This window comes from Pseudomonas sp. G(2018) (genome assembly GCF_005502415.1).
Classification (GTDB): Bacteria; Pseudomonadota; Gammaproteobacteria; order Pseudomonadales; family Pseudomonadaceae; genus Aquipseudomonas.
This window is the reverse complement of sequence record NZ_SCOO01000005.1, coordinates 265,102-284,960: the sequence shown is the minus strand read 5'-3', so window position 1 is coordinate 284,960 and position 19,859 is coordinate 265,102. Positions and strand designations below refer to the sequence as shown.

The 19,859-nt window shown below is 59.5% G+C and carries 20 protein-coding genes; 11 read left to right on the top strand and 9 right to left on the bottom strand.

The annotated features are described in order from the left end of the window. The 4 genes from FFS64_RS07805 to FFS64_RS07790 form a co-directional block, all read left to right on the top strand. A partial coding sequence (locus FFS64_RS07805) for a PepSY-associated TM helix domain-containing protein (protein WP_137804878.1) occupies positions 1-765 on the top strand: 765 nt, incomplete at its 5' end. Then, positions 766-1,092, top strand: coding sequence for a DUF3325 domain-containing protein (locus tag FFS64_RS07800; RefSeq protein ID WP_137804877.1), 327 nt, complete (start codon positions 766-768; stop codon positions 1,090-1,092). It abuts the gene before it with no gap. Between the two features lie 4 nt (positions 1,093-1,096). After that, positions 1,097-1,669: an RNA polymerase sigma factor gene (locus FFS64_RS07795; protein ID WP_137804876.1), complete on the top strand. Its 573-nt coding sequence runs from the start codon at positions 1,097-1,099 to the stop codon at positions 1,667-1,669. After that, positions 1,666-2,655, top strand: a complete 990-nt coding sequence (locus tag FFS64_RS07790; protein WP_137804875.1) for a FecR family protein — start codon at positions 1,666-1,668, stop codon at positions 2,653-2,655. Before FFS64_RS07795 ends, FFS64_RS07790 begins: the two co-directional genes overlap by 4 nt. On the opposite strand, the gene FFS64_RS31635 is transcribed toward FFS64_RS07790, so the two are convergent. Next, entirely contained in the window at positions 2,622-2,984 is a 363-nt protein-coding gene (locus FFS64_RS31635; RefSeq protein WP_256660420.1) for a hypothetical protein, read from the bottom strand. The genes FFS64_RS07790 and FFS64_RS31635 overlap by 34 nt on opposite strands. Between FFS64_RS31635 and FFS64_RS07785 the strand changes: the two genes are divergently transcribed. Further along, positions 2,899-5,256 (top strand): TonB-dependent receptor, encoded by a 2,358-nt coding sequence (locus FFS64_RS07785; RefSeq protein ID WP_256660419.1) that lies wholly within the window; start codon positions 2,899-2,901, stop codon positions 5,254-5,256. The genes FFS64_RS31635 and FFS64_RS07785 overlap by 86 nt on opposite strands. A gap of 118 nt (positions 5,257-5,374) precedes the next feature. Here FFS64_RS07785 and FFS64_RS07780 read toward each other — a convergent pair whose 3' ends face one another. Beyond that, entirely contained in the window at positions 5,375-6,250 is an 876-nt protein-coding gene (locus FFS64_RS07780) for a helix-turn-helix domain-containing protein (RefSeq protein WP_137804873.1), read from the bottom strand. A 138-nt stretch (positions 6,251-6,388) separates the two neighbouring features. On the opposite strand from FFS64_RS07780, the gene FFS64_RS07775 reads away from it, so the two are divergent. Then, positions 6,389-7,291, top strand: coding sequence for a DMT family transporter (locus FFS64_RS07775; protein WP_137804872.1), 903 nt, complete (start codon positions 6,389-6,391; stop codon positions 7,289-7,291). A gap of 12 nt (positions 7,292-7,303) precedes the next feature. On the opposite strand, the gene FFS64_RS07770 is transcribed toward FFS64_RS07775, so the two are convergent. Together FFS64_RS07770 and FFS64_RS07765 are read right to left on the bottom strand one after the other, a co-directional pair. Next, positions 7,304-7,813: a DUF2165 family protein gene (locus FFS64_RS07770; protein WP_137804871.1), complete on the bottom strand. Its 510-nt coding sequence runs from the start codon at positions 7,811-7,813 to the stop codon at positions 7,304-7,306. A gap of 204 nt (positions 7,814-8,017) precedes the next feature. Next, a complete protein-coding gene (locus tag FFS64_RS07765) occupies positions 8,018-8,992 on the bottom strand; it encodes a D-glycerate dehydrogenase (RefSeq protein ID WP_095193839.1) in 975 nt (324 codons plus the stop codon). Positions 8,993-9,190: 198 nt separating this feature from the next. Between FFS64_RS07765 and FFS64_RS07760 the strand changes: the two genes are divergently transcribed. Further along, positions 9,191-9,448 carry a hypothetical protein gene (locus FFS64_RS07760; protein WP_137804870.1) on the top strand — a complete coding sequence of 86 codons (258 nt, stop codon included), beginning with the start codon at positions 9,191-9,193 and terminating at the stop codon, positions 9,446-9,448. Between the two features lie 83 nt (positions 9,449-9,531). Here the strand turns inward: FFS64_RS07760 and FFS64_RS07755 are convergent, their stop codons facing one another. The 5 genes from FFS64_RS07755 to norR all read right to left on the bottom strand — a co-directional run bounded on the left by FFS64_RS07755 (position 9,532) and on the right by norR (position 13,924). Then, the gene (locus FFS64_RS07755; RefSeq protein WP_137804869.1) at positions 9,532-10,281 is read right to left on the bottom strand and encodes a YkgJ family cysteine cluster protein; all 750 of its coding nucleotides are present in this window, start codon (positions 10,279-10,281) and stop codon (positions 9,532-9,534) included. An 83-nt stretch (positions 10,282-10,364) separates the two neighbouring features. Further along, positions 10,365-10,691, bottom strand: a complete 327-nt coding sequence (locus FFS64_RS07750) for a hypothetical protein (protein ID WP_137804868.1) — start codon at positions 10,689-10,691, stop codon at positions 10,365-10,367. 148 nt (positions 10,692-10,839) lie between these two features. Further along, on the bottom strand, positions 10,840-11,298 hold the full coding sequence (locus tag FFS64_RS07745; protein WP_137804867.1) for a GNAT family N-acetyltransferase: 459 nt from the start codon (positions 11,296-11,298) through the stop codon (positions 10,840-10,842). Between the two features lie 39 nt (positions 11,299-11,337). After that, complete coding sequence (locus FFS64_RS07740) at positions 11,338-12,240, bottom strand: chemotaxis protein CheV (protein WP_137804866.1); 903 nt, start codon at positions 12,238-12,240, stop codon at positions 11,338-11,340. Between the two features lie 133 nt (positions 12,241-12,373). After that, positions 12,374-13,924 carry a nitric oxide reductase transcriptional regulator NorR gene (norR, locus tag FFS64_RS07735; RefSeq protein ID WP_137804865.1) on the bottom strand — a complete coding sequence of 517 codons (1,551 nt, stop codon included), beginning with the start codon at positions 13,922-13,924 and terminating at the stop codon, positions 12,374-12,376. A gap of 156 nt (positions 13,925-14,080) precedes the next feature. Here norR and hmpA point away from each other — a divergent pair, with 156 nt between their 5' ends. The 4 genes from hmpA (at position 14,081) to cyoB (ending at position 19,856) form a co-directional block, all read left to right on the top strand. Continuing rightward, complete coding sequence (gene hmpA, locus FFS64_RS07730) at positions 14,081-15,262, top strand: NO-inducible flavohemoprotein (RefSeq protein ID WP_137804864.1); 1,182 nt, start codon at positions 14,081-14,083, stop codon at positions 15,260-15,262. A 291-nt stretch (positions 15,263-15,553) separates the two neighbouring features. Continuing rightward, positions 15,554-16,063 (top strand): disulfide bond formation protein B, encoded by a 510-nt coding sequence (locus FFS64_RS07725; protein WP_095193831.1) that lies wholly within the window; start codon positions 15,554-15,556, stop codon positions 16,061-16,063. Between the two features lie 826 nt (positions 16,064-16,889). Next, positions 16,890-17,822 (top strand): ubiquinol oxidase subunit II, encoded by a 933-nt coding sequence (gene cyoA, locus FFS64_RS07715; RefSeq protein WP_137804863.1) that lies wholly within the window; start codon positions 16,890-16,892, stop codon positions 17,820-17,822. A gap of 3 nt (positions 17,823-17,825) precedes the next feature. Then, positions 17,826-19,856, top strand: a complete 2,031-nt coding sequence (gene cyoB / locus FFS64_RS07710) for a cytochrome o ubiquinol oxidase subunit I (RefSeq protein ID WP_137804862.1) — start codon at positions 17,826-17,828, stop codon at positions 19,854-19,856. Positions 19,857-19,859: the final 3 nt, after the last annotated feature.

Sequence of the window (19,859 nt, the reverse complement as noted above, 5' to 3'; positions counted from 1 at the left end):
ACGGTGAACAATCCGGGCGATGCGAACGCCTCGGTGGTGCTGGCGCGCGATGGGGCCGACCGTGTGGTTCACGACTTTGGCAGCGCTGTGACATTCAATGGCGTAACCGGGCAATTGCTCGCCGCAACACCGGCGCAATCATTGCCGATGGCCATCGCCGGCAGTTTCTATGGCTTGCACATGGGCCATTTCGCCAGCCCGGTATTGCGCTGGTTGTACTTTATCTGCGGGTTGGCAAGTACGGCGATGATCGGCACCGGGCTGGTGATCTGGCTCGGCAAGCGTCAACTCAAGCATGCCAAAAGTGGCGTGATGCCCTTCGAGTTGCGGCTGGTGGAAGTGCTGAACATCGCCAGCATGTCGGGACTCGTTGTTGCGGTGGCGGCTTTCTTCTGGGCCAACCGCCTGATACCGGTGGACATGGCCGGGCGTGCGGATTGGGAGGTCAACGCCTTCTTCATCGTCTGGGGCCTGAGCCTGTTGCACGCCATCCTCCGCCGAGGGCGTGCGGCGTGGATGGAGCAATTGGCGCTGGGGGCGTTGCTGCTCGGTGCGGTGCCGTTGCTCAACCTAATGACCACGCCGTATCACCTCGGCGTCACGCTGGTGCAGGGCGATTGGGCCATGGCCGGTTTCGATCTGGCGTGCCTGGGCAGCGGTCTGTTCCTTGGGTGGGCGGCGTGGAAAATGCAGCGCGCCGGTCGGGTTTCAGTCACCGGCCGGCAACAGGCGCAACCGATCGCCGTTGAACAGGGGGCCAACTGAATGTTGCTGGCCTGCTTGCTCTGTTACGGCGGTTTTACCGCGCTGTGTTTGTCCATGGACCGTCACCATGCCGAGTTGCTGGGGCGCAAATCGTCGCTGTCCGTGCGTCGACGGATGAAGTGGGCGGGAGGGTTGCTGCTGGCCGTGTCGTTGTGGGCAGCGGTGTCGACGACCGGTTGGGCGCTGGGTCTGGTGGAGTGGTTCGCAGTGTTGATGCTCAGTGCCTTGCTGCTGGTGATGCTGATGCCGTATCGCCCGCGCCTGGCGTTGTTCCTGGCCGGATTGGGCCTGCTGGCCAGCCCGATTGCTGCCGTTGCGCCGTATTGAATCCATGATCAGTCATCCTCCTGAACCCGCTGAAAGAGATCGCGATCAACCACGTGGCGACCGTGCGCATTTTCTTCAGGTGTTTCTCTCGCAACGTTCGCAAATGGAAGCGCTGGTGAGTCGCCGCGTCGGTTGCCGGGCGACCGCCGCGGACCTGGTGCAGGACTTGTTCCTGCGTTTCTGGCGCCGGCCGCTGGTACAGGTCGAGGAACTCAGCACTTACCTGTTGCGCTGCGCCGGCAACATTGCCATCGACCATTTGCGTAGCGAAGGCACGCGAGCCCGGGCCAGCGAAGGCTTGATGACGGAACCGTCGGACAGCGTCGGCAGCGAGCCGCAAGCGGCACTGGAAGCGGGCAACGATTTGCGGCATGTCGAAGCAGCGTTGCGCGCATTGCCCGAGCGTACGCGGCAGATCTTTTTGCTTAACCGCATCCATGGCCGCAAGTACGCCGAAATCGCCAAGGCCATGGATCTGTCCCAAAGTGCCGTGGAAAAACATATGATGCGCGCGCTCGAAGCCTGCAAGGCCAGCCTGCGGGAACCGGAACCGCGTACGCCAGGGAAAGCATCGTGAACAGTTTACAAAGCGTCACCCCGACGCCCGCTCAGGAGCAGGCCGCACTGACCTGGCTGAGCCTGTTGCATGACCAGCCGAGCAGTGGTGATCAAGCCACCTTCAGCCAGTGGTTGAAGGCTGACCCGGCCCATGCCGAGGCCTACGCCCGTGCGCAAGTGCTGTGGGAGTTGAGCGAAGTGCCGGCGCGCACCCTGGCCGATGAAGACGCATTGGCGTTGCAGCGTTACCTCAACGCCATGAATCACTCGCGTCGCCACAGCGTTCGGCGCTGGTCCGGTGCCCTGGCGATGGCCGCTTGTTTGTTGTTGATGATCAGCCTGGGCACCGGTTGGCAACCGACGCGCTGGCTCGATGATCTGGGCGCCGATTATGTCTCGGCGCCGGGGGAAATCCGCACCGTCACCCTGGCCGATCAATCGCAAGTCACCCTGGACGCCGACAGTGCCATCGCCGTGGATTTCAGCGGCGGTGAACGGCATGTGCAGGTGCGTCGCGGTGCCGGTTTCTTCAGCGTGACCCACACCGGTGAGCCGTTTGTGGTCGACGCCGAAAAAGGTCAGGCGCGGGTACTCGGCACGCAGTTCGAGGTGCGCCTGCAACCCCGGGGCGCGCAGGTCACGGTGTTGTCCGGTCGCGTCGCAGTGACGGCGGATAAAGACGCCGCGCAACAAATCCTCATCGCCGGCCAGCAAGTGGCTTATGGCGAGGGTACGGCGCAACCGCTGCACGCGGTGGACAGTGAAGCGCAGTTGGCCTGGCGCCAGGGTTGGCTCAACTACTACAAGGCGACGTTGGCCGAGGTGGTGCAGGACCTGGGGCGGTATTACCCGGGGCGGATTGTGTTGCTCAACGATGAACTGGCCAAGCGTCGGGTCAGTGGCAGCTTTCCGAGCAAGAATCCGCAGGCGGTGTTGAGTTCGTTGCAGGGGGTGTTGGGGTTTGAGCAGCATCAGGTTTTGGGGCATCTGATTATTTTGCGTTGAAGCGACTGGCCTGCTCGCGAAGGGACCAGATCAAGCACCACATATTTCTGAACAAAAATATTTTCAACTTTCTGCTGAGGTGAAACCGAACGCCATCCGTGTAGTGACTGAAACTGCGAGTCATTCGCATCCGCTGCGGTTCTACACAGGTCAAGAGTCATGAAGTCCAGGGCAAAATCGGGTTCGGTCAAACGATGGTTGAGTGTTTCTGCTTTGAATGTTTCGGCGTTGAGCTTTTCGGCGATGGCGTTGCTGCCGCTGAGCGTGGCGATGGCCGCGGATACCAGCGCCCAACAACGCACACAGTTCAGCTTTTCTATGGCCGCCAAACCGCTGCCCCAGGCCTTGAGCGATTTCAGCCGGGTGACGGGCATCAGCGTCATCTACACCGATGAAGCGCCCTACGGTCTCAACGCGCCGGCCGTGAACGGCCAGATGAGCGCCGAACAGGCACTGCAGCGATTGCTCGGCGGTTCGGGCTTCACCTTCCGGCGTACCGATAGTCACACCATGGCGCTGGAACCGCTCCCCACCGAAGGCGCCTTGAACCTCGGCGCGACCACCATTACCTCAGTGATGGATCAATCCACGAGTTACCAGCCACCGCCCACCAGTTCGGTGATGCGCACCTCGGCCCCGCTTCAGGACATTCCGCAGACCGTCAACGTGGTTGCGGCCCAGGTCATTCGCGACCAGGCGCCGCGCAATCTGGATGACGCCCTGGCCAACGTCAGCGGCATCACCCAGGGCAACACGCTGGGCAGCACCCAGGATTCGGTGATGACCCGCGGTTTTGGCGACAACCGCAACGGGTCGATCATGCGCGACGGCATGCCGATCGTTCAGGGCCGTGGCATGAACGCCACGGTGGACCGGGTCGAAGTACTCAAGGGGCCGGCCTCGCTGCTCTACGGGATTCAGGACCCCGGCGGCGTGGTGAACATGGTCAGCAAAAAGCCTGAGCTTGAGCAGTACAACGCCTTGACCCTGCGTGGCTCGACCTATGGCGAAGGCAAGAACGGCAGCGGCGGCACCTTCGACAGCACCGGTGCATTGGGTACTTCAGGGCTGGCCTATCGCATGGTGCTGGATCACGAAGACGAAGATTACTGGCGCAACTACGGCGTGCATCGCGAGACGCTGGTTGCACCGTCGCTGGCCTGGTTCGGCGAGAGTACCCAGCTGTTGTTCGCCTACGAACACCGTGAGTTCCTGACCCCGTTCGACCGTGGCACGGTGATCGATCCGCGTGACAATCACCCGCTGGACATTTCCCGTGATCGGCGGCTCGACGAACCCTTCAACAACATGGAAGGGCGCTCGGACCTCTACCACTTCGAAGCCGATCACGAACTCAACGACAACTGGAAAGCCCACTTCGGCTACAGCTGGAACCGCGAAACCTACGACGCCAGCCAGGTGCGCGTGACCGCCATCGACACCAAGAAGGGCACGCTGACCCGCAGCATGGACGGCACGCAAAACGCGATCAGTACCGACCGGTTTACCACGGCGAGTGTCGAGGGCAACGTCGACGTTCTGGGCATGCGTCATGACCTGGTGTTCGGCATCGATGACGAGTACCGCAAGATCTACCGCGAAGACCTGATCCGCCAGAAGAGCCTGACCACCTTCAGCTACCTCAATCCGGTGTATGGCCGTGAAGTCGAAGGCACCACCGTCAGCCCGGCCGACAGTGCCCAGACCGATTTGCTGCGCAGCAATTCAGCGTTTTTGCAGGACTCGATCCACCTCACCGACCAATGGATTCTGGTGGCCGGTGGTCGTTTCCAGGAGTACGACCAGTACGCCGGCAAAGGCGTGCCGTTCCATGCCAACACTGACAGCAACGGCCAGAAGTGGGTGCCGCGCGCGGGTCTGGTGTATCGCTACACCGACGCATTGTCGTTCTACGGCAGCTACACCGAATCGTTCAAACCCAACTCGACCATCGCACCCTTGAGTGGCAGCACCGTCGTGCTCGACGGCAGTGTCGCGCCGGAAGAGGCCAAGTCTTGGGAAATCGGCGCCAAGCTTGATCTGCCGGGACGCGTGACGGGCAACATCGCACTGTTCGACATCAAGAAGCGCAACGTGCTGATCGCCAACTCCGAAGGCCCGGTGACGATTTACAGCGCTGCCGGTGAAGTGCGCTCCCGTGGTCTGGAAGTGGATTTGAGCGGCCAGCTCAGCGACCGCTGGAGCATGATCGGCAGCTACGCCTACACCGACGCCGAAGTGACCGAGGATCCGGACTACAAAGGCAAAAAACTGCAAAACGTGGCGAAGAACAGCGGCTCGCTGTCGGCGGTGTATGACTTCGGCAGGATCATTGGCGGCGATCAGCTGCGGGTCGGCGCGGGAGCGCGTTACGTCGGGGAGCGGGCGGGGAACGCCGTGAACGATTTCGAGCTGCCGAGCTACACCGTCGCTGATGCGTTCGCCACCTACGACACTCAGCTGGACGGGCAGAAGGTCAAGTTTCAGCTCAACGTGAAAAACCTGTTCGACCGCACTTACTACACCTCGGCGGCGAGTCGGTTCTTTGTATCGATGGGGGATTCGCGGCAGGTGATCTTGTCGAGCACGTTGGAGTTCTGATCTGCAACCGCGTCATCGTTCATCGCTGGCAAGCCAGCTCCCACAGGGTTTGCGCGATCCAATGGTGGGAGCTGGCTTGCCAGCGATGGCGGCCTTAAAGGCGCCGAAAAACTTGGGGCTAACGCAAAAACGCCTGCCGATACTCCCCCGGCGTCCCACCCACGCTTTGCCGAAACCGATTGGTAAAGTGACTGGCACTGGCAAACCCGCAAGCCAGCGCAATGTCCCCCAATGGCTGCGATGTCGAACGCAGCAACTCCCGCGCCCGATTCAACCGACGCGCCAGTACGTACTGATGCGGCGGCAAGCCGAAGCTCTCGCGGAACATCCGCGCGAAGTGGTATTCCGACAGTGCACACAACGCCGCCAGTTGTCCCAGGCTGATGGCTTCGGACAAGTGGCCGTCGATGTACTCCACCAGCAACCGTCGTTGATGCGCCGCCAGACCTCCCTTGAGGCGCAAGCCCGGGCGCGTGCTGACCTGGCTGAGCAGGGCATGGCTGAGCATCTCGTGGGCCAGGCTGCTGGTGAGCAGGCGTTCACCCGGTTCGTCCCAGTTGAGGCTGATCAACTGTCGAAAGCGCCGCGCCTGCTGCGGATCATCCAGAAAGGTTTGTTCGCGCAACTGCAATTCGCGAGGTTCGCGATCGAGCAGGGTGACGCAGCCCAGGGCAAATTGTTCGGGGCTGAAATACAGGTGTGCCAGTCGAATATCACCGTTGATCACCCAGCCGGACTGATGATCGGCCGGCAGTATGCACAGTTTGTCCGGACCACCCTTGGTGCCGGGCTGGTCGCGTCGGAAGGTGCCGGTGCCACCGGCGATGTAGCACGACAGCGTGTGGTGGCTCGGCGCTTCGTAGTCCTGGGCATCGTGATGGTTGTTCCACAAGGCTGCGGACAGGCCGTCACCGAGCTCGGCGCTGTACTCGAGGCGAGCATTGGGCGAGCGGTTGAGGGCTTGAAAGACTTGCAGGGTTTCCAGTGCGGACATGATCAGTTCTCTCCAACGCCTTGCATCCTACTCCGTAGACATTCGCCTGCCAGCCCGCAGCACGACAAAAGCGCAAGTTTATGCAAGTGCGCCAAGGCGCGGCGCAGGACACTGGGCACCTATCGAGGAGCCTTTACCATGAACCTATCTTTGTACCTGTTGACTGTGCTGATCTGGGGCACCACCTGGATTGCCCTGAAATGGCAACTGGGCGTGGTGGCGATTCCCGTGTCGATCGTCTATCGCTTCGGCCTCGCGGCGCTGGTGCTGTTCGCAATGTTGCTGCTCAGCCGAAAGCTGCAAGTGATGAACCGCCGTGGGCATCTGATCTGCCTGGCGCAGGGGGTGTGCCTGTTTTGCGTCAACTTCATGTGCTTCCTGACTGCCAGCCAGTGGATTCCCAGCGGTCTGGTAGCCGTGGTGTTTTCCACGGCGACCCTGTGGAACGCCCTCAATGCGCGGGTGTTCTTCGGTCAGAAAATCGCCCGCAATGTGCTGATGGGCGGCGCGCTGGGCTTGTTCGGCCTTGGCCTGTTGTTCTGGCCGGAACTGGTCGGCCATACGGCCAGCCCGCAAACCTTGCTCGGCCTGGGCCTGGCCCTGTGCGGCACCTTGTGCTTCTCGGCGGGCAACATGCTCTCGAGCCTGCAACAGAAGGCCGGGCTCAAGCCGTTGACGACCAACGCCTGGGGGATGGCCTACGGTGCGGCAATGCTGTCGGTGTGGTGCCTGGTCAAAGGCGTACCGTTCGACATGGAATGGAATACCCGCTACATCGGTTCGCTGCTGTACCTGGTGATTCCAGGCTCGGTGATCGGTTTCACCGCTTACCTGACGCTGGTCGGCCGCATGGGACCGGAGCGTGCCGCCTATTGCACCGTGCTGTTCCCGGTGGTGGCGCTGAATGTCTCGGCATTTGCCGAAGGCTACCAGTGGACCGCACCGGCGCTGGTGGGGTTGGTGATGGTTATGTTGGGTAACGTGTTGGTATTCCGCAAACCCCGGCCAAGTGTGAGTCCCGTGGCGAGCAAGTTGGCCTGAGAAAGTAACTATTCAATTATCCTTCGCCACCAGCAGATATATCAGGCCGAGGAACATGTATTCAATGTTGGTTCTTGCCCACTCAAAGGCATTGCGTTGCGCGGAGTACTCCATGTCGAACCACTCATTAAGTATGATCACGTATAGCGTCTGGTAAACGAAAAGTGCGGTGCTGAAACCAATGATGGCGAACTTTTTGGCTTCGTGGAATTCACGGCGTGGTGCAGAGAGTTTTCTATACAGTTGATAAGTTCCGACCAGGAAGCTGAAAGTAAATATGGTCTCGAGCGTAATGATCGCCCAGTAAAAACGGTGATGGAAGATCGTGGAAGTGACGGCTCGGTAACGTCGGGAGTCATTGCCAACTGTTTCGCTCATGCTGAGTATTCGCCCGATGTAGTCGGAGTACGCTGCGTAGTCGGTGAAGTTGTTGGCGAGTGTCATGAGTCCGAACAGTGCCGCCATCAAGACAATCAACACTTTGCTCCGCCTGATGACACCGGCGGTGGTGAAGTTATTCATGCAGATACTCTCCGAATGCACGATCGGTGCTTTTGTTTGTCGGAGTTTATAGGCGTTTTTTGTAAGCCAGCCGAAGACTGAGTTGCAAGTTATGTCTTTGTTGAAGTTTAAACAAAGTTATTCGGGGCTTGATACTTTGGGGGCTGATGGATATTGCCAAGGGGTATGCAAGCGGCACGTCGAACAAGACGTGCCGCGCTTCAATCAACCCTTCCAGACCTGCGGATTGACCAGATCCTGCGGACGTTCGCCCAGCAAGGCGCTGCGCAAGTTGCTCAGGGCACGGTTGGCCATCGCTTCGCGGGTTTCATGGGTGGCCGAGCCGATGTGCGGCAAGGTCACGGCGTTTTTCAGCTGGAACAGTGGCGACTCGGCCAGTGGTTCTTTTTCGTAAACATCCAGCCCGGCACCGCGAATCCGGTTGTTTTGCAGCGCTTCGATCAGTGCCGGCTCATCCACGACCGGGCCGCGCGAGATGTTTACCAGGATGGCGTTCGGCTTCATCAGCGCCAGTTCGCGATGGCTGATCAGGTGTCTGGTCTTCTCGCTGAGTGGTACTACCAGGCACACGAAGTCAGCTTCGGCCAGCAGTTGATCCAGGCTACGCAATTGTGCACCGAGTTCCTGTTCCAGTTCGGTCTTGCGGCTGTTGCCGCTGTAGATGATCGGCATGTTGAAACCCAGGCGACCCCGGCGGGCGATGGCCGCACCGATGTTGCCCATGCCGACGATGCCCAGGGTCTTGCCGTGTACATCGCAACCGAACAGCGGCGCACCTACGGTAGCTTGCCATTGCCCGGCCTTGGTCCAGGCATCGAGTTCGGCCACGCGCCGGGCACTGCTCATCAACAGGGCGAAGGCCAGGTCGGCGGTGCTTTCGGTAAGTACGTCGGGCGTGTTGGTCAGCATGATCCCGCGTTCGTTGAAGTACGCGAGGTCATAGTTGTCGTAGCCCACCGAGACGCTCGACACCACTTCCAGTTTGGCAGCGTTCTCAAGCTGCGCACGACCGAGTTTGCGGCCGACGCCGATCAAGCCGTGGGCATGGGGCAGGGCTTCGTTGAACTGGGCATTGATGTCGCCGTTTTTCGGATTCGGCACAATGACGTCGAAGTCTTGTTGCAGGCGTTCGACCATTTCAGGCGTGACACGACTGAAGGCGAGGACGGTTTTTTTCATGGGTGCAGGCTCGTCGGGCGGAGGAGATTGCTTAGCAAGCTACTAGCTCCAAGCGGCAAGCTGCAAGCTTAAAAGCCGCTCTCTTTGCTTTTAACTTGAAGCTTGCAGCCTGTAGCTTGCAGCTGCCCCTCAGCTATACTGCCGCCTTTCGCGGCTCGCTGACTGGGCCCGACACATTACGCATCACCCGGAGCGTTCATGAATTCCCCGAAACAACCGCCGGTCGCCGACGCCCTGAGCGACGAGCAGGCAAAGCTGCCAGACAGCGTCGAGTCCAGCACTGATGGCGAAACAAACGCCGCGATCCCGGCGTTCAAGTTCCCGTTCAAACCGGGTGAACTGGCAGCCGCCAAAGGCTCCAACCAGCCCTGGTACAAGAACGGCGCCAAAAACGGCCACACCAAAACACCGGGTATGGCCCCGCCGGGGACTCGGCGGTCGATGGGCAAGCGCTGAGTTTTTGTTTCTGTGGTGCCTGATCTGTCCCCTTCGCGAGCCTGCTCGCGAAGGGGACGGCACAATCAACACAGATCCTTGGTTCAAGCCGCCCGCAACGAAATAAACGCATAATTTCCCGGCTCATCCGTCACCACCTGCGCACCCGCCGCCACTACCTGCCCGGCAATATCCTCACTCGAAACATGGAACTGCCACTCGCTGTCCCACTGCGGCAATGTCTGCCCGTCCAGCTCATCGATGATCGTGGTGAACTCGTTCATATCCGGCAGGTAGGCGGTAAAACCATCACCTTTCAACGCCGTGGTCCGAATCCCCAGCAACGCGCAAATCGCGTCCTTCATCAGAATGTCATCGCGATCCGCCTGACGTGAACGCTGGATCAAATCCGACAACTCCCGGTCGACCAGTTCACCGCCAACAATCAGATCAGGTCCTTTTTCCCATGACTCAGTCGGACATTCCTTCAGGGCGATGTTCAGAGGAATGTGCGGATTGATCTCCATCGGGTAGATACGGCACACCAGCGGTCGGCGTTCGTAGATCCTGCAGAGATTGTCTTCGTCAAGATTCCGGCAGGCACCCACGTTGTACGCGGCAAACGTGATGGCGACGAAGGCTTCTGCGTCGGCACTGCGGATGAGCGCAGAGCGGCGTTCGGCGTGTTCACGTTGCTGTGGTGGCAGACCCAGGCCGTTGCTCAGGAATCCTTCTACAAGCACGATCACTTGCCCGCCGTCAGTTGCCCACATCCGGGCTTCTGGCAGGGTCAGGGAGACATGGTGGTCATTACAGCACTTGCCACAGCCTACGCAGGAAAACGTCGTATTCATTGAGCAGTCAGTCGCATTCGAGGGCATGAAACGGCGACAGAATGTCGCCGCGAAGGCCGCTGTCGAAGCAAGTTATGCGCCACTCACTGCGCCTTGGCAGCAGGGCGGACCGAGTCCCACTCGGTGAGGTACGCGGTTTTGCTTTTTTTGTTGTAGAGGCACAACTCGGTGCCTTGCGCGCCTTTCATGTGTTTTTGCGGGTACTGACCTTGCAGCAGGAGGGCGGTGTAGCCGACACGGTCATCGAACTGCGCGGCACTGCCGACGGGTTGGGCATTCTTCAGGCCACTGGCCTTGGTGCAACTGGCGAGTACGGTTTTGTCGTAGGCGGCCCAGGCATCGGGGCTGGAGGCGTGGGCCTGGGTGGTCAGGGCGGTGAGGCAGAGGAGGGTCAGGGTGGCGGCTTTCATAGATCAGGAATCCTTGGATGTGCAATGGCCAAGGTTGGAGTATGCCTGATGGTTTTATGTGTGGAGTGAAGACGCCTTCGCGGGCAAGCCTCGCTCCTACGGATTGCATCGTCCTTGTGGGAGCGGGCTCGCCCGCGATGGCGGTGGGTCAGACTGGCACAGGTTCCCGGCGGACCGCATACATCCCGACACTGTCATACAACCGCCGAGCCCGCAGGTTGTCCTCCAACACCTTCAAATCCACAAAGCCTTCCCGGCGCTGCTGAAATACTTTGAATGCATGCAGCAGTAACGCGCGCCCCAGGCCTTGCCGTCGAACCCGCGGATGCACCACCAGATTCTTGATATAGGCACTGGTCCAGCACTGGCACACCGCGACTATGCCGTTGACATCAAGGGCAATGAAACACAGGGAAGGATCGTATTCAGGATCAGTCTCAAACTGCCGTTGCCACAGTGTCAACGCGGGTACGCGACCGCCGCCGTCGCGATACCCAAGCTCCATCAAGTGGTGCACGGCTGCGGCGAGTTCGGTGCGGTATTGGGTCAATTGAATGCCGGTTGGCCAGGCGATGTCCGGCACAGCCTCGGCGAGGTCGCGCCGCATCAGCCAGCACCACGTTTCTTCTGGGGCCCCGGCCAAGACTCAATGACCTTGTTCGGCCACAGCCTTGGCCGCTTCGATCAGGCATTTGGTCAGTTCCGGTGAAGAGAACTTGGTCAGCACCGCGTTCGCGCCGGCCAAACGCGCCTTTTCGCTGTTCATCGCGCTGTCCAGCGAGGTGTGCAGCAGCACATAGAGATGCGCGAAGTCCGGGGTTTCGCGCAGGGTGCGGGTGAAGGCGTAGCCATCCATCTCGGACATTTCGATGTCGGAGACAATCAGGTTGATCTGCTGGGCGGTGCCTTGCAGGTCCAGCAAGCAATCGATGGCTTCCTTGGCACTGCGCGCCGTGTGGCATTGCAGGCCGAGATTGCGCAGGGTATGCACCGATTGTTGCAAGGCCACCTGGCTGTCATCGACCACCAGGATCCGCGCGTTGCCCAGCACTTCGGCGTCCTCCATGCTGAGTTCGGTGGGTGCCATTTCGATCTGCACCGGGGCAATACCGTGGATGACTTTTTCGATGTCCAGCACCTGCACCAGCGTGCCATCCACCGAGGTCACCCCGGTAATGTACGAGCGCACGCCACCAGAGCCAAAGGGCGGTGGACGGATGTCGGTGGTCAGGCAATGGACGATTTTGCTGACGGCTTGAACGTGCAAGCCCTGCTTGGAACGGCTGACGTCGGTGACGATCAGGCAGCCACCGTTCGGATCTTCCAGCGGGCGTTCGCCGATGGCGCGGCTGAGGTCGATCACCGACAACGAGGCGCCGCGCAAGGTGGCGATGCCTTTTACGTGGGGGTGCGACTCCGGCAGCTTGGTGAGCGGCGGGCAGGGGATGATTTCACTGACTTTGAGCAGGTTGATCGCCATCAACTTGCCACTGCGCAAGGTGAACAGCAGAAGCGAAAGTGAATCCGCACGGCCTTTGGTGGAGGACATAAGTACCTTCTGAGGAAAAAGGTGACAGACGACCGCGAAGATCGCCAACAGCTATCAATGCCGGGTTATCGACTTGTTGGGGGCAGGCTTTAGAAAATCAGGTGAAGGGTAGACCGCCTTCGCGAGCAGGCCCTCACTTCATGCCTAACCTTTTAGCCATCCGCCCAAGATTCGCCCGGTCCAGCCCTAACTCCCGCGCCGCACTGGCCCAATTGTTGTTGTGCCGTTCCAGGCACGCGCCGATCAACTGGCGCTGATAATTTTCGGTGGCCTCGCGCAAATCTCCGGTCACCAACGCCGCAGTGGCCGCGGCCGGTTGCTCGGCGGTGATTTCAACACTGCCGCTGGGCAGGTCCAGATCGGCAGCACTCAAGCTGAGAATTTTCGGTCGTTCCTTGCAGTTACCCAAGGCTTTCAAGGCGCTACGGCCGATCAAGTGTTCCAGTTCCCGCACGTTGCCCGGCCAGTCATAGGCGAGCAAAGCCACCTGGGCGTCGCTGTTCAGGCGCAGGCTGTTGAGGCCCATGCGCGAGCGGTTTTGCTCCAGGAAGTAACCGCTGAGCAGCAGCACGTCGCGGCCACGATCACGCAGGGCCGGTACGAGCAATGGGTAAACGCTGAGGCGATGGTAGAAGTCGGCACGATAGCGACCGCTGCGCACTTCTTCGGCCAGGTCGCGGTTGGTCGCCGCGATCAGCCGCACATCGACCTGATGTTCCTTGTCTGAACCCAGGCGCTGCAGCTGACCGCTTTGCAGCACTCGCAGCAATTTGGCCTGAACTGTCAGCGACAGTTCGCCGACTTCATCGAGAAACAGCGTGCCGCCATTGGCCAGTTCGAACTTGCCGCGCCGATCGTTCATCGCCCCGGTAAAGGCGCCGCGCACGTGGCCGAACAATTCGCTCTCCACCAGTGTGTCGGGCAACGCGGCGCAGTTGAGGCTGATGATCGGCTTGTCGGCCCGGGGCGAGGCGGCGTGGATGGCCTGGGCCACCAGCTCCTTGCCGACCCCGGTTTCTCCGGTGATCAGCACGGTCAGGTCGCTGCCGCCCACCAGATTGATTTCTTCCACCAGGCGTTTATGCGCCTTGCTCTGGCCGATCATTTCACGGTTCTGCTGACCGCTGGCCTGACGGTACACCTCGGCGCGCTGGTGTTCATCTTCGACGCGATTGTTCAGGCGTTCGATGCGCTCGGCGGCATTGACCGTGGCGGCGGCGAGGCTGGCGAAGGCTTCCAGGGCGTCCAGTTCGATCGGTTCAAACTGCTCCGGATTGAGGGCGTCGAGGGTCAACAGGCCCCATGGCCGCTCGTCGATAAATAACGGACAGCCCATGCAGTCATGGACTTCCAGATGATCATCGAGCCCATCGACCAGGCCATCATAAGGGTCAGGCATGACGCTGTCGGCAGCGAAGCGGGTCGGGCCGTGGCTGCTGAGCAATGCTTCGAAGCGCGGGTGTTCGCTGACCTTGAAGCGTCGGCCGAGGGTGTCGGTACTCAGCCCGTCAACGGCCAGCGGCACCAGCCATTCGCCATCGAGGCGCAGCAGGGCTGCGGCATCGCAGGGCAGCAGGGCGCGCATGGCTTCGAGCAGGCGCCTATAGCGCTCGCCTTCGGGGAGTTCGCGGGACAGGTCCGAGACCAGTGGCAACAGGGCGGTAAGCAGGGATTTTGCAGTCATAGTGACTCCATGTAGTCGGTGTGACTATAAGTCAAAATGTGTCGATATGACTATCGTATTGTTAAGTTATTGATTTGTATTGAAATTATTGTTGGCACGAAACCTGATAAGCATAGGGCAACAGTTAAGAAACCCTCGTTGCTCAGGAGTCACTTTATGCTTAGCGTCCAAGACCGTGCCATCGTCAAATCCACTGTGCCTCTGCTGGAAAGCGGTGGTGAAGCCCTGATCACGCATTTCTACCGGATGATGCTGTCCGAGTACCCGGAAGTTCGTCCACTGTTCAACCAGGCCCACCAGGCCACCGGTGACCAGCCACGCGCCTTGGCCAACGGCGTACTGATGTATGCGCGCCACATCGACCAGCTCGACCAGTTGGGCGACCTGGTGGCCAAGATCATCAACAAGCACGTGGCCCTGCAGATTCTGCCGGAGCATTACCCGATTGTCGGCACCTGCCTGCTGCGCGCGATTGCTGAAGTCTTGGGCGAAGAAATCGCCACGCCGGAAGTGATCGCGGCGTGGGGTGCGGCTTACGGTCAACTGGCGGACATCCTGATCGGTGCCGAAACCAGCATCTACGACCAGAAAGAACAGGCACCGGGCGGCTGGCGCGGGGCGCGGGAATTCATCGTGGCGGCCAAGGTCGAGGAAAGTGCGGAAATCACCTCGTTCTACTTCGAACCGGTGGACAAAGGCTTGATTCTGGCGGCTGAGCCGGGCCAGTACATCGGCATGAAACTGATCCTTGATGGCGAAGAGATTCGTCGTAACTACTCGCTGTCGGCCCTGGCGAACAAAGGCCAGTACCGCATCAGCGTCAAGCGTGAAGCCGGCGGTCGCGCCTCCAACCACCTGCACGATCAATTGCACGTGGGTTCAAGCATCCAGCTGTTCCCGCCATCGGGCGAGTTCACCCTGACCGCCAGCGACAAACCGCTGGTGCTGATCAGCGGTGGTGTCGGTATCACCCCGACCCTGGCGATGCTTGAAGCAGCGCTGGAAACCGAGCGTCCGGTGCACTTCATCCACTGCGCCCGCAACGGCAGCGTTCACGCTTTCCGCGACTGGATCGACGGTTTGGCCGCGCGTCACCCGCAACTCAAGCGTTTCTACTGCTACGCCGAAGACGACGGTGTCAGCCCGGCGGCCGACAAGGTCGGGTTGTTGAATCAGGAGCAATTGGGTGAGTGGTTGCCCGCAGAGCGCGATGTGGACGCTTACTTCCTGGGGCCGAAGGGCTTCATGGCGGCGATCAAGCGTCACCTCAAGGCGCTGGGTGTGCCGGAGAAGCAGAGCCGATACGAGTTCTTCGGCCCGGCTTCGGCGTTGGAGTAAATGGTGGGGCGCGGTGAGTCAGACTCACCGCGTCGCTTTCTTCGCGGGCAAGCCACGCTCCCACAGGTTTTGTGTCGTTCTCATTAATTCGGATCGACGCGAGTCCTGTGGGAGCGTGGCTTGCCCGCGATTGCTTCACCTCGGTCGTGGGGTGAAAAACAAATAAAAGTTAATCCCTTCTTAACCCGCTTATCGTCTATTCCCCCCGACATCCCCCACTATGCGCCGGGCTCTCCAAGAGCAAACTCAGCGTGTAGACTGGCGGCAATTGATATTTTTAAGGGAAACGCGATGAGCGAGGAAACAATGCGGTTGGGGCGTGAACGGCGCTATCTGGTATTGCTGGGCATCATCTGCCTGGCGCTGATCGGCGGTGCGCTGTACATGCAAATCGTGCTGGGCGAGGCGCCTTGCCCGCTGTGTATCCTGCAACGTTATGCCTTGCTGTTGATCGCGATCTTCGCCTTTGTCGGTGCGGCCATGCACAGTCGTCGCAGCATCACGGTGTTTGAAACCCTGGTGGTGATCTGCGCGCTGGCCGGTGTCGGTGTGGCAGGGCATCACGTCTACACGCAGTTCTATCCGGCCGTGAGTTGCGGCGTCGATGTGTTGCAGCCGATTGTCGATGGTTTGCCGCTGGCGAAGATCTTCCCGCTGGGCTTCCAGGTCGACGGCTTCTGCTCTACGCCATACCCGCCGATCCTCGGTTTGTCGCTGGCGCAGTGGGCGTTGGTCGCCTTCGTGCTGGTGGTGGTGTTGGTTCCGCTGCTCACCGTGCGTAACCGCAAAGCACTGCGCTGAGGTCATCGGCGACAACGCCGGCGCGAATGAAAAACGCCCCGGTCCTTGAACAGAGGACCGGGGCGTTTTTGCATTTTCAGAGAGAAGGTAAAAAGGCCGTGATGTGCGGCAACGAAGGGTGTGACAAGTGTGCGACATGTTGTCACATCTTGAGTGTCGTACCGGCTTTCAAGGCGCCGGATTGGTACTCGACCACGCAACGAAATTGGCCTGTTTTTCAAACAGGTTGTTTTACCTTCATCAGGCTACAGCAGGCAGTTTTAACAGGGGCTGGCGATTTGCCAGAGCCCCCGCGATATGGGGGCTTGGGCAGGATCCTGACAGGCTGTCGAGCCCACGATACTGTCTGAATTGCCGGTGGTAGACCTACTATTTTTGGTGTTTTTGTTGAGAATCAATTTCGATAACATGCGCGACTTTTACGAGTTCCGCGAAGGATTGTTGCGGCTCGGGATATAAATTATTTCGGGATGAGACATGGTTTAAAAAACGCTACATAACTACAATCGCCCGCACTGAATTCCCGGCGCTGCTCACACCCACAGGTGCTTGAGCAGGAACAGGGTGTCGAGAGGCCGGGCGGCTTCATGCGACTCCCAGGTGTCGGTGCCTCCAACTATCCGCACCAAATGGAATTGGTCTGTAACAAGGCCTTTGACCACGAATTCGAATAAGAACTCAACGCTGACCCAGGATTTGTCGAAACGCGTCTGACGCTCGACGGGCAGCCCTTATTCAATCCAAGAAAAATGCCAACCCTTGGCAGGGTGAAGTGTTGGCGATCAAAACCCAACTGCATTGCGCAAGCTGCTTTAGAGGTCGTGAGATGAGTAAAAACAGGTACCCCAGACTACTAGGCTTATTGCCGCTGATCGGCACGTTGTTGCTGTCAGGCTGCAACATGACCTTGCTCAATCCCAAGGGCCAGGTTGGCCTGGATGAGCGAAACCTGATCATCACCGCAACGCTGCTGATGCTGTTGGTCGTGATTCCGGTCATCATCATGACCTTCCTGTTCGCCTGGAAATACCGCGCCTCCAACACCAGCGCGACCTACACGCCGAAATGGAACCACTCCACCAAGATCGAGATCGCGGTGTGGACTGTTCCGGTGCTGATCATCATTGCCCTGGGTTACATCACCTACAAGTCGACCCACGCCCTGGACCCATACCGTCCGCTGGAATCCGACGTCAAGCCTGTGACCATCGAAGTGGTCGCGCTGGACTGGAAGTGGCTGTTCATCTACCCGGAACAAGGCATTGCCACGGTCAACAAGATCGTGTTCCCGGCGCACACGCCGATCAATTTCCGGATCACTTCGGACGCTGTGATGAACTCGTTCTTCATCCCGGCCCTGGGCGGCCAGATCTACGCGATGGCGGGCATGCAGACCAAGCTGCACCTGATCGCCAACGAGAACGCTGAAATGGACGGTATCTCCGCCAACTACAGCGGTGCCGGTTTCACCGGTATGAAATTCAAAGCGATCGCAACGACCCAGGAAGAATTCGACGCCTGGGTAAGTGAAGTCAAAAAGGCACCTAAACAGCTTGAACAAGCTGAATACGCAGCCCTTTCCAAGCAGAGCCAGAACAACCCAGTCGAGCTCTACTCCTCGGTTACGCCGAACCTGTTCCAGACCATCGTCGACAAGTACGAAGGCATGAAACCGGGTCCTAAGGTCAAGCACGAGAAGAAAGAGAAAGAAGTGGCCGCTACGGACAACTCGCATTCAGCTGCCGGGGCAGAGGAGTAAACGATGTTTGGTAAATTAAGTTGGGAAGCGGTCCCGTTCCACGAGCCGATCGTGATGGTGACCATCGCCATGATCGCGCTCGGCGGTGTGGCACTGTTCGCTGCAATCACCTACTTCAAGAAGTGGACCTACCTGTGGACCGAGTGGCTGACGTCGGTCGACCACAAGAAAATCGGCGTGATGTACATCATCGTCGCCATGGTCATGCTGCTGCGCGGCTTTGCCGACGCCATCATGATGCGTACCCAGTTGGCCATGGCCACCGAAGGTTCGCCTGGCTACCTGCCACCTGAACACTATGACCAGATCTTCACCGCTCACGGTGTGATCATGATCATCTTCATGGCGATGCCATTCTTCACCGGCCTGATGAACCTTGCAGTGCCGCTGCAGATCGGCGCGCGTGACGTTGCCTATCCGTTCCTGAACTCCCTGAGCTTCTGGCTGCTGGTTTCCGGCGTGGTGCTGATCAACCTGTCCCTGGGCGTCGGCGAATTCGCCAAGACCGGTTGGGTTGCCTATCCGCCGCTGTCGGGCCTGCAATACAGTCCTGGCGTGGGGATGGACTACTACATCTGGGCGCTACAGCTATCGGGTCTGGGGACAACGCTGACGGGGGTCAACTTCCTGGCCACCGTGCTGAAAATGCGTACCCCTGGCATGAAACTGATGGACATGCCGATCTTCACCTGGACCTGCACCTGGGCAAACGTCCTGATCGTGGCTTCGTTCCCGATCCTGACCGCTACCCTGGCTTTGCTGACGCTTGACCGTTACATGGATTTCCACATTTTCACCAATGAACTTGGTGGTAATCCGATGATGTACGTCAACCTGTTCTGGGCTTGGGGTCACCCCGAGGTTTACATCCTGATTCTGCCGGCGTTCGGTATCTTCTCCGAAGTCATCTCGACCTTCTCGGGCAAGAAACTGTTCGGCCACCACTCGATGATCTACGCATCGGGTGCGATCTCGGTCCTGGGCTTCATGGTGTGGCTGCACCACTTCTTCACCATGGGTTCGGGTGCCAGCGTCAACGCCTTCTTCGGTCTGGCGACGATGCTGATTTCCATCCCGACGGGTGTGAAACTGTTCAACTGGCTGTTCACCATCTACCAGGGCCGTCTGCGCTTCACCAGCCAGGTTCTCTGGACCCTGGGCTTCATGGTGACCTTCGCCATCGGCGGCATGACCGGCGTATTGCTGGCCATTCCAGGTGCTGACTTCGTTCTGCACAACAGCCTGTTCGTGATCGCGCACTTCCACAACGTGATCATCGGCGGCGCGGTATTCGGTTACATCGCAGGCTTCGGCTTCTACTTCCCGAAAGCGTTCGGCTTCAAGCTGCACGAAGGTTGGGGTAAAGCAGCGTTCTGGTTCTGGATCTCGGGCTTCTTCGTCGCCTTCATGCCGCTCTATGCACTGGGCTTCATGGGCATGACCCGTCGTCTGAACGCCACCACCAACCCTGAGTGGGTACCGTACCTGTACGTTGCCATGTTCGGTGCGTTGATGATCGCCGTGGGTATCGCTTGCCAGCTGATCCAGCTCTACGTGAGTGTGCGTGACCGCAAGAAGCCAGAGAACATGTGCGAACACGGCGACCCGTGGAATGCCCATACCCTGGAATGGTCGACCTCGTCGCCACCTCCGTTCTACAACTTCGCCGTGCTGCCGAAAGCCGACGTGATCGACCCGTTCACCGAAGCCAAGGAAAACGGTACCGCGTACAAGGCTCCGGCCAGGTACCAACCGATCCACATGCCGAACAACACCGCGACCGGTCTGGTCATGGGTGCTCTGTTGACCGTGTTCGGTTTCGCGATGATCTGGCACATCTGGTGGCTGGCAATCGCTAGCCTGGCCGGCACCGTGATCTATTTCGTGATCCACGCGGCCCGTGATGATCAAGGCTATATGGTGCCGGTCGACGTGATCGAGCGCATCGAAGCCGAGCAGCACAAGCGTCTGGTAGCGGCCGGGAAAGTCCCAGCCACCGCCACCCGTGTTGAAACCTCGTTGGAACAGGCTTAAACC

Excerpts from the sequence above, each read along its gene's own strand:
- FFS64_RS07785 (WP_256660419.1), top strand. The coding sequence starts at position 2,899 with ATGGCGTTGCTGCCGCTGAGCGTGGCGATGGCCGCGGATACCAGCGCC.
- FFS64_RS07755 (WP_137804869.1), bottom strand. The coding sequence starts at position 10,281 with ATGAATACGACGTTTTCCTGCGTAGGCTGTGGCAAGTGCTGTAATGAC.
- FFS64_RS07750 (WP_137804868.1), bottom strand. The coding sequence starts at position 10,691 with ATGAAAGCCGCCACCCTGACCCTCCTCTGCCTCACCGCCCTGACCACC.
- norR (WP_137804865.1), bottom strand. The coding sequence starts at position 13,924 with ATGACTGCAAAATCCCTGCTTACCGCCCTGTTGCCACTGGTCTCGGAC.
- hmpA (WP_137804864.1), top strand. The coding sequence starts at position 14,081 with ATGCTTAGCGTCCAAGACCGTGCCATCGTCAAATCCACTGTGCCTCTG.
- cyoB (WP_137804862.1), top strand. The coding sequence starts at position 17,826 with ATGTTTGGTAAATTAAGTTGGGAAGCGGTCCCGTTCCACGAGCCGATC.
- FFS64_RS07745 (WP_137804867.1), bottom strand. The coding sequence starts at position 11,298 with ATGCGGCGCGACCTCGCCGAGGCTGTGCCGGACATCGCCTGGCCAACC.
- cyoA (WP_137804863.1), top strand. The coding sequence starts at position 16,890 with ATGAGTAAAAACAGGTACCCCAGACTACTAGGCTTATTGCCGCTGATC.
- FFS64_RS07775 (WP_137804872.1), top strand. The coding sequence starts at position 6,389 with ATGAACCTATCTTTGTACCTGTTGACTGTGCTGATCTGGGGCACCACC.
- FFS64_RS07795 (WP_137804876.1), top strand. The coding sequence starts at position 1,097 with ATGATCAGTCATCCTCCTGAACCCGCTGAAAGAGATCGCGATCAACCA.
- FFS64_RS07765 (WP_095193839.1), bottom strand. The coding sequence starts at position 8,992 with ATGAAAAAAACCGTCCTCGCCTTCAGTCGTGTCACGCCTGAAATGGTC.
- FFS64_RS07780 (WP_137804873.1), bottom strand. The coding sequence starts at position 6,250 with ATGTCCGCACTGGAAACCCTGCAAGTCTTTCAAGCCCTCAACCGCTCG.
- FFS64_RS07725 (WP_095193831.1), top strand. The coding sequence starts at position 15,554 with ATGAGCGAGGAAACAATGCGGTTGGGGCGTGAACGGCGCTATCTGGTA.
- FFS64_RS07770 (WP_137804871.1), bottom strand. The coding sequence starts at position 7,813 with ATGAATAACTTCACCACCGCCGGTGTCATCAGGCGGAGCAAAGTGTTG.
- FFS64_RS07760 (WP_137804870.1), top strand. The coding sequence starts at position 9,191 with ATGAATTCCCCGAAACAACCGCCGGTCGCCGACGCCCTGAGCGACGAG.
- FFS64_RS07740 (WP_137804866.1), bottom strand. The coding sequence starts at position 12,240 with ATGTCCTCCACCAAAGGCCGTGCGGATTCACTTTCGCTTCTGCTGTTC.
- FFS64_RS07800 (WP_137804877.1), top strand. The coding sequence starts at position 766 with ATGTTGCTGGCCTGCTTGCTCTGTTACGGCGGTTTTACCGCGCTGTGT.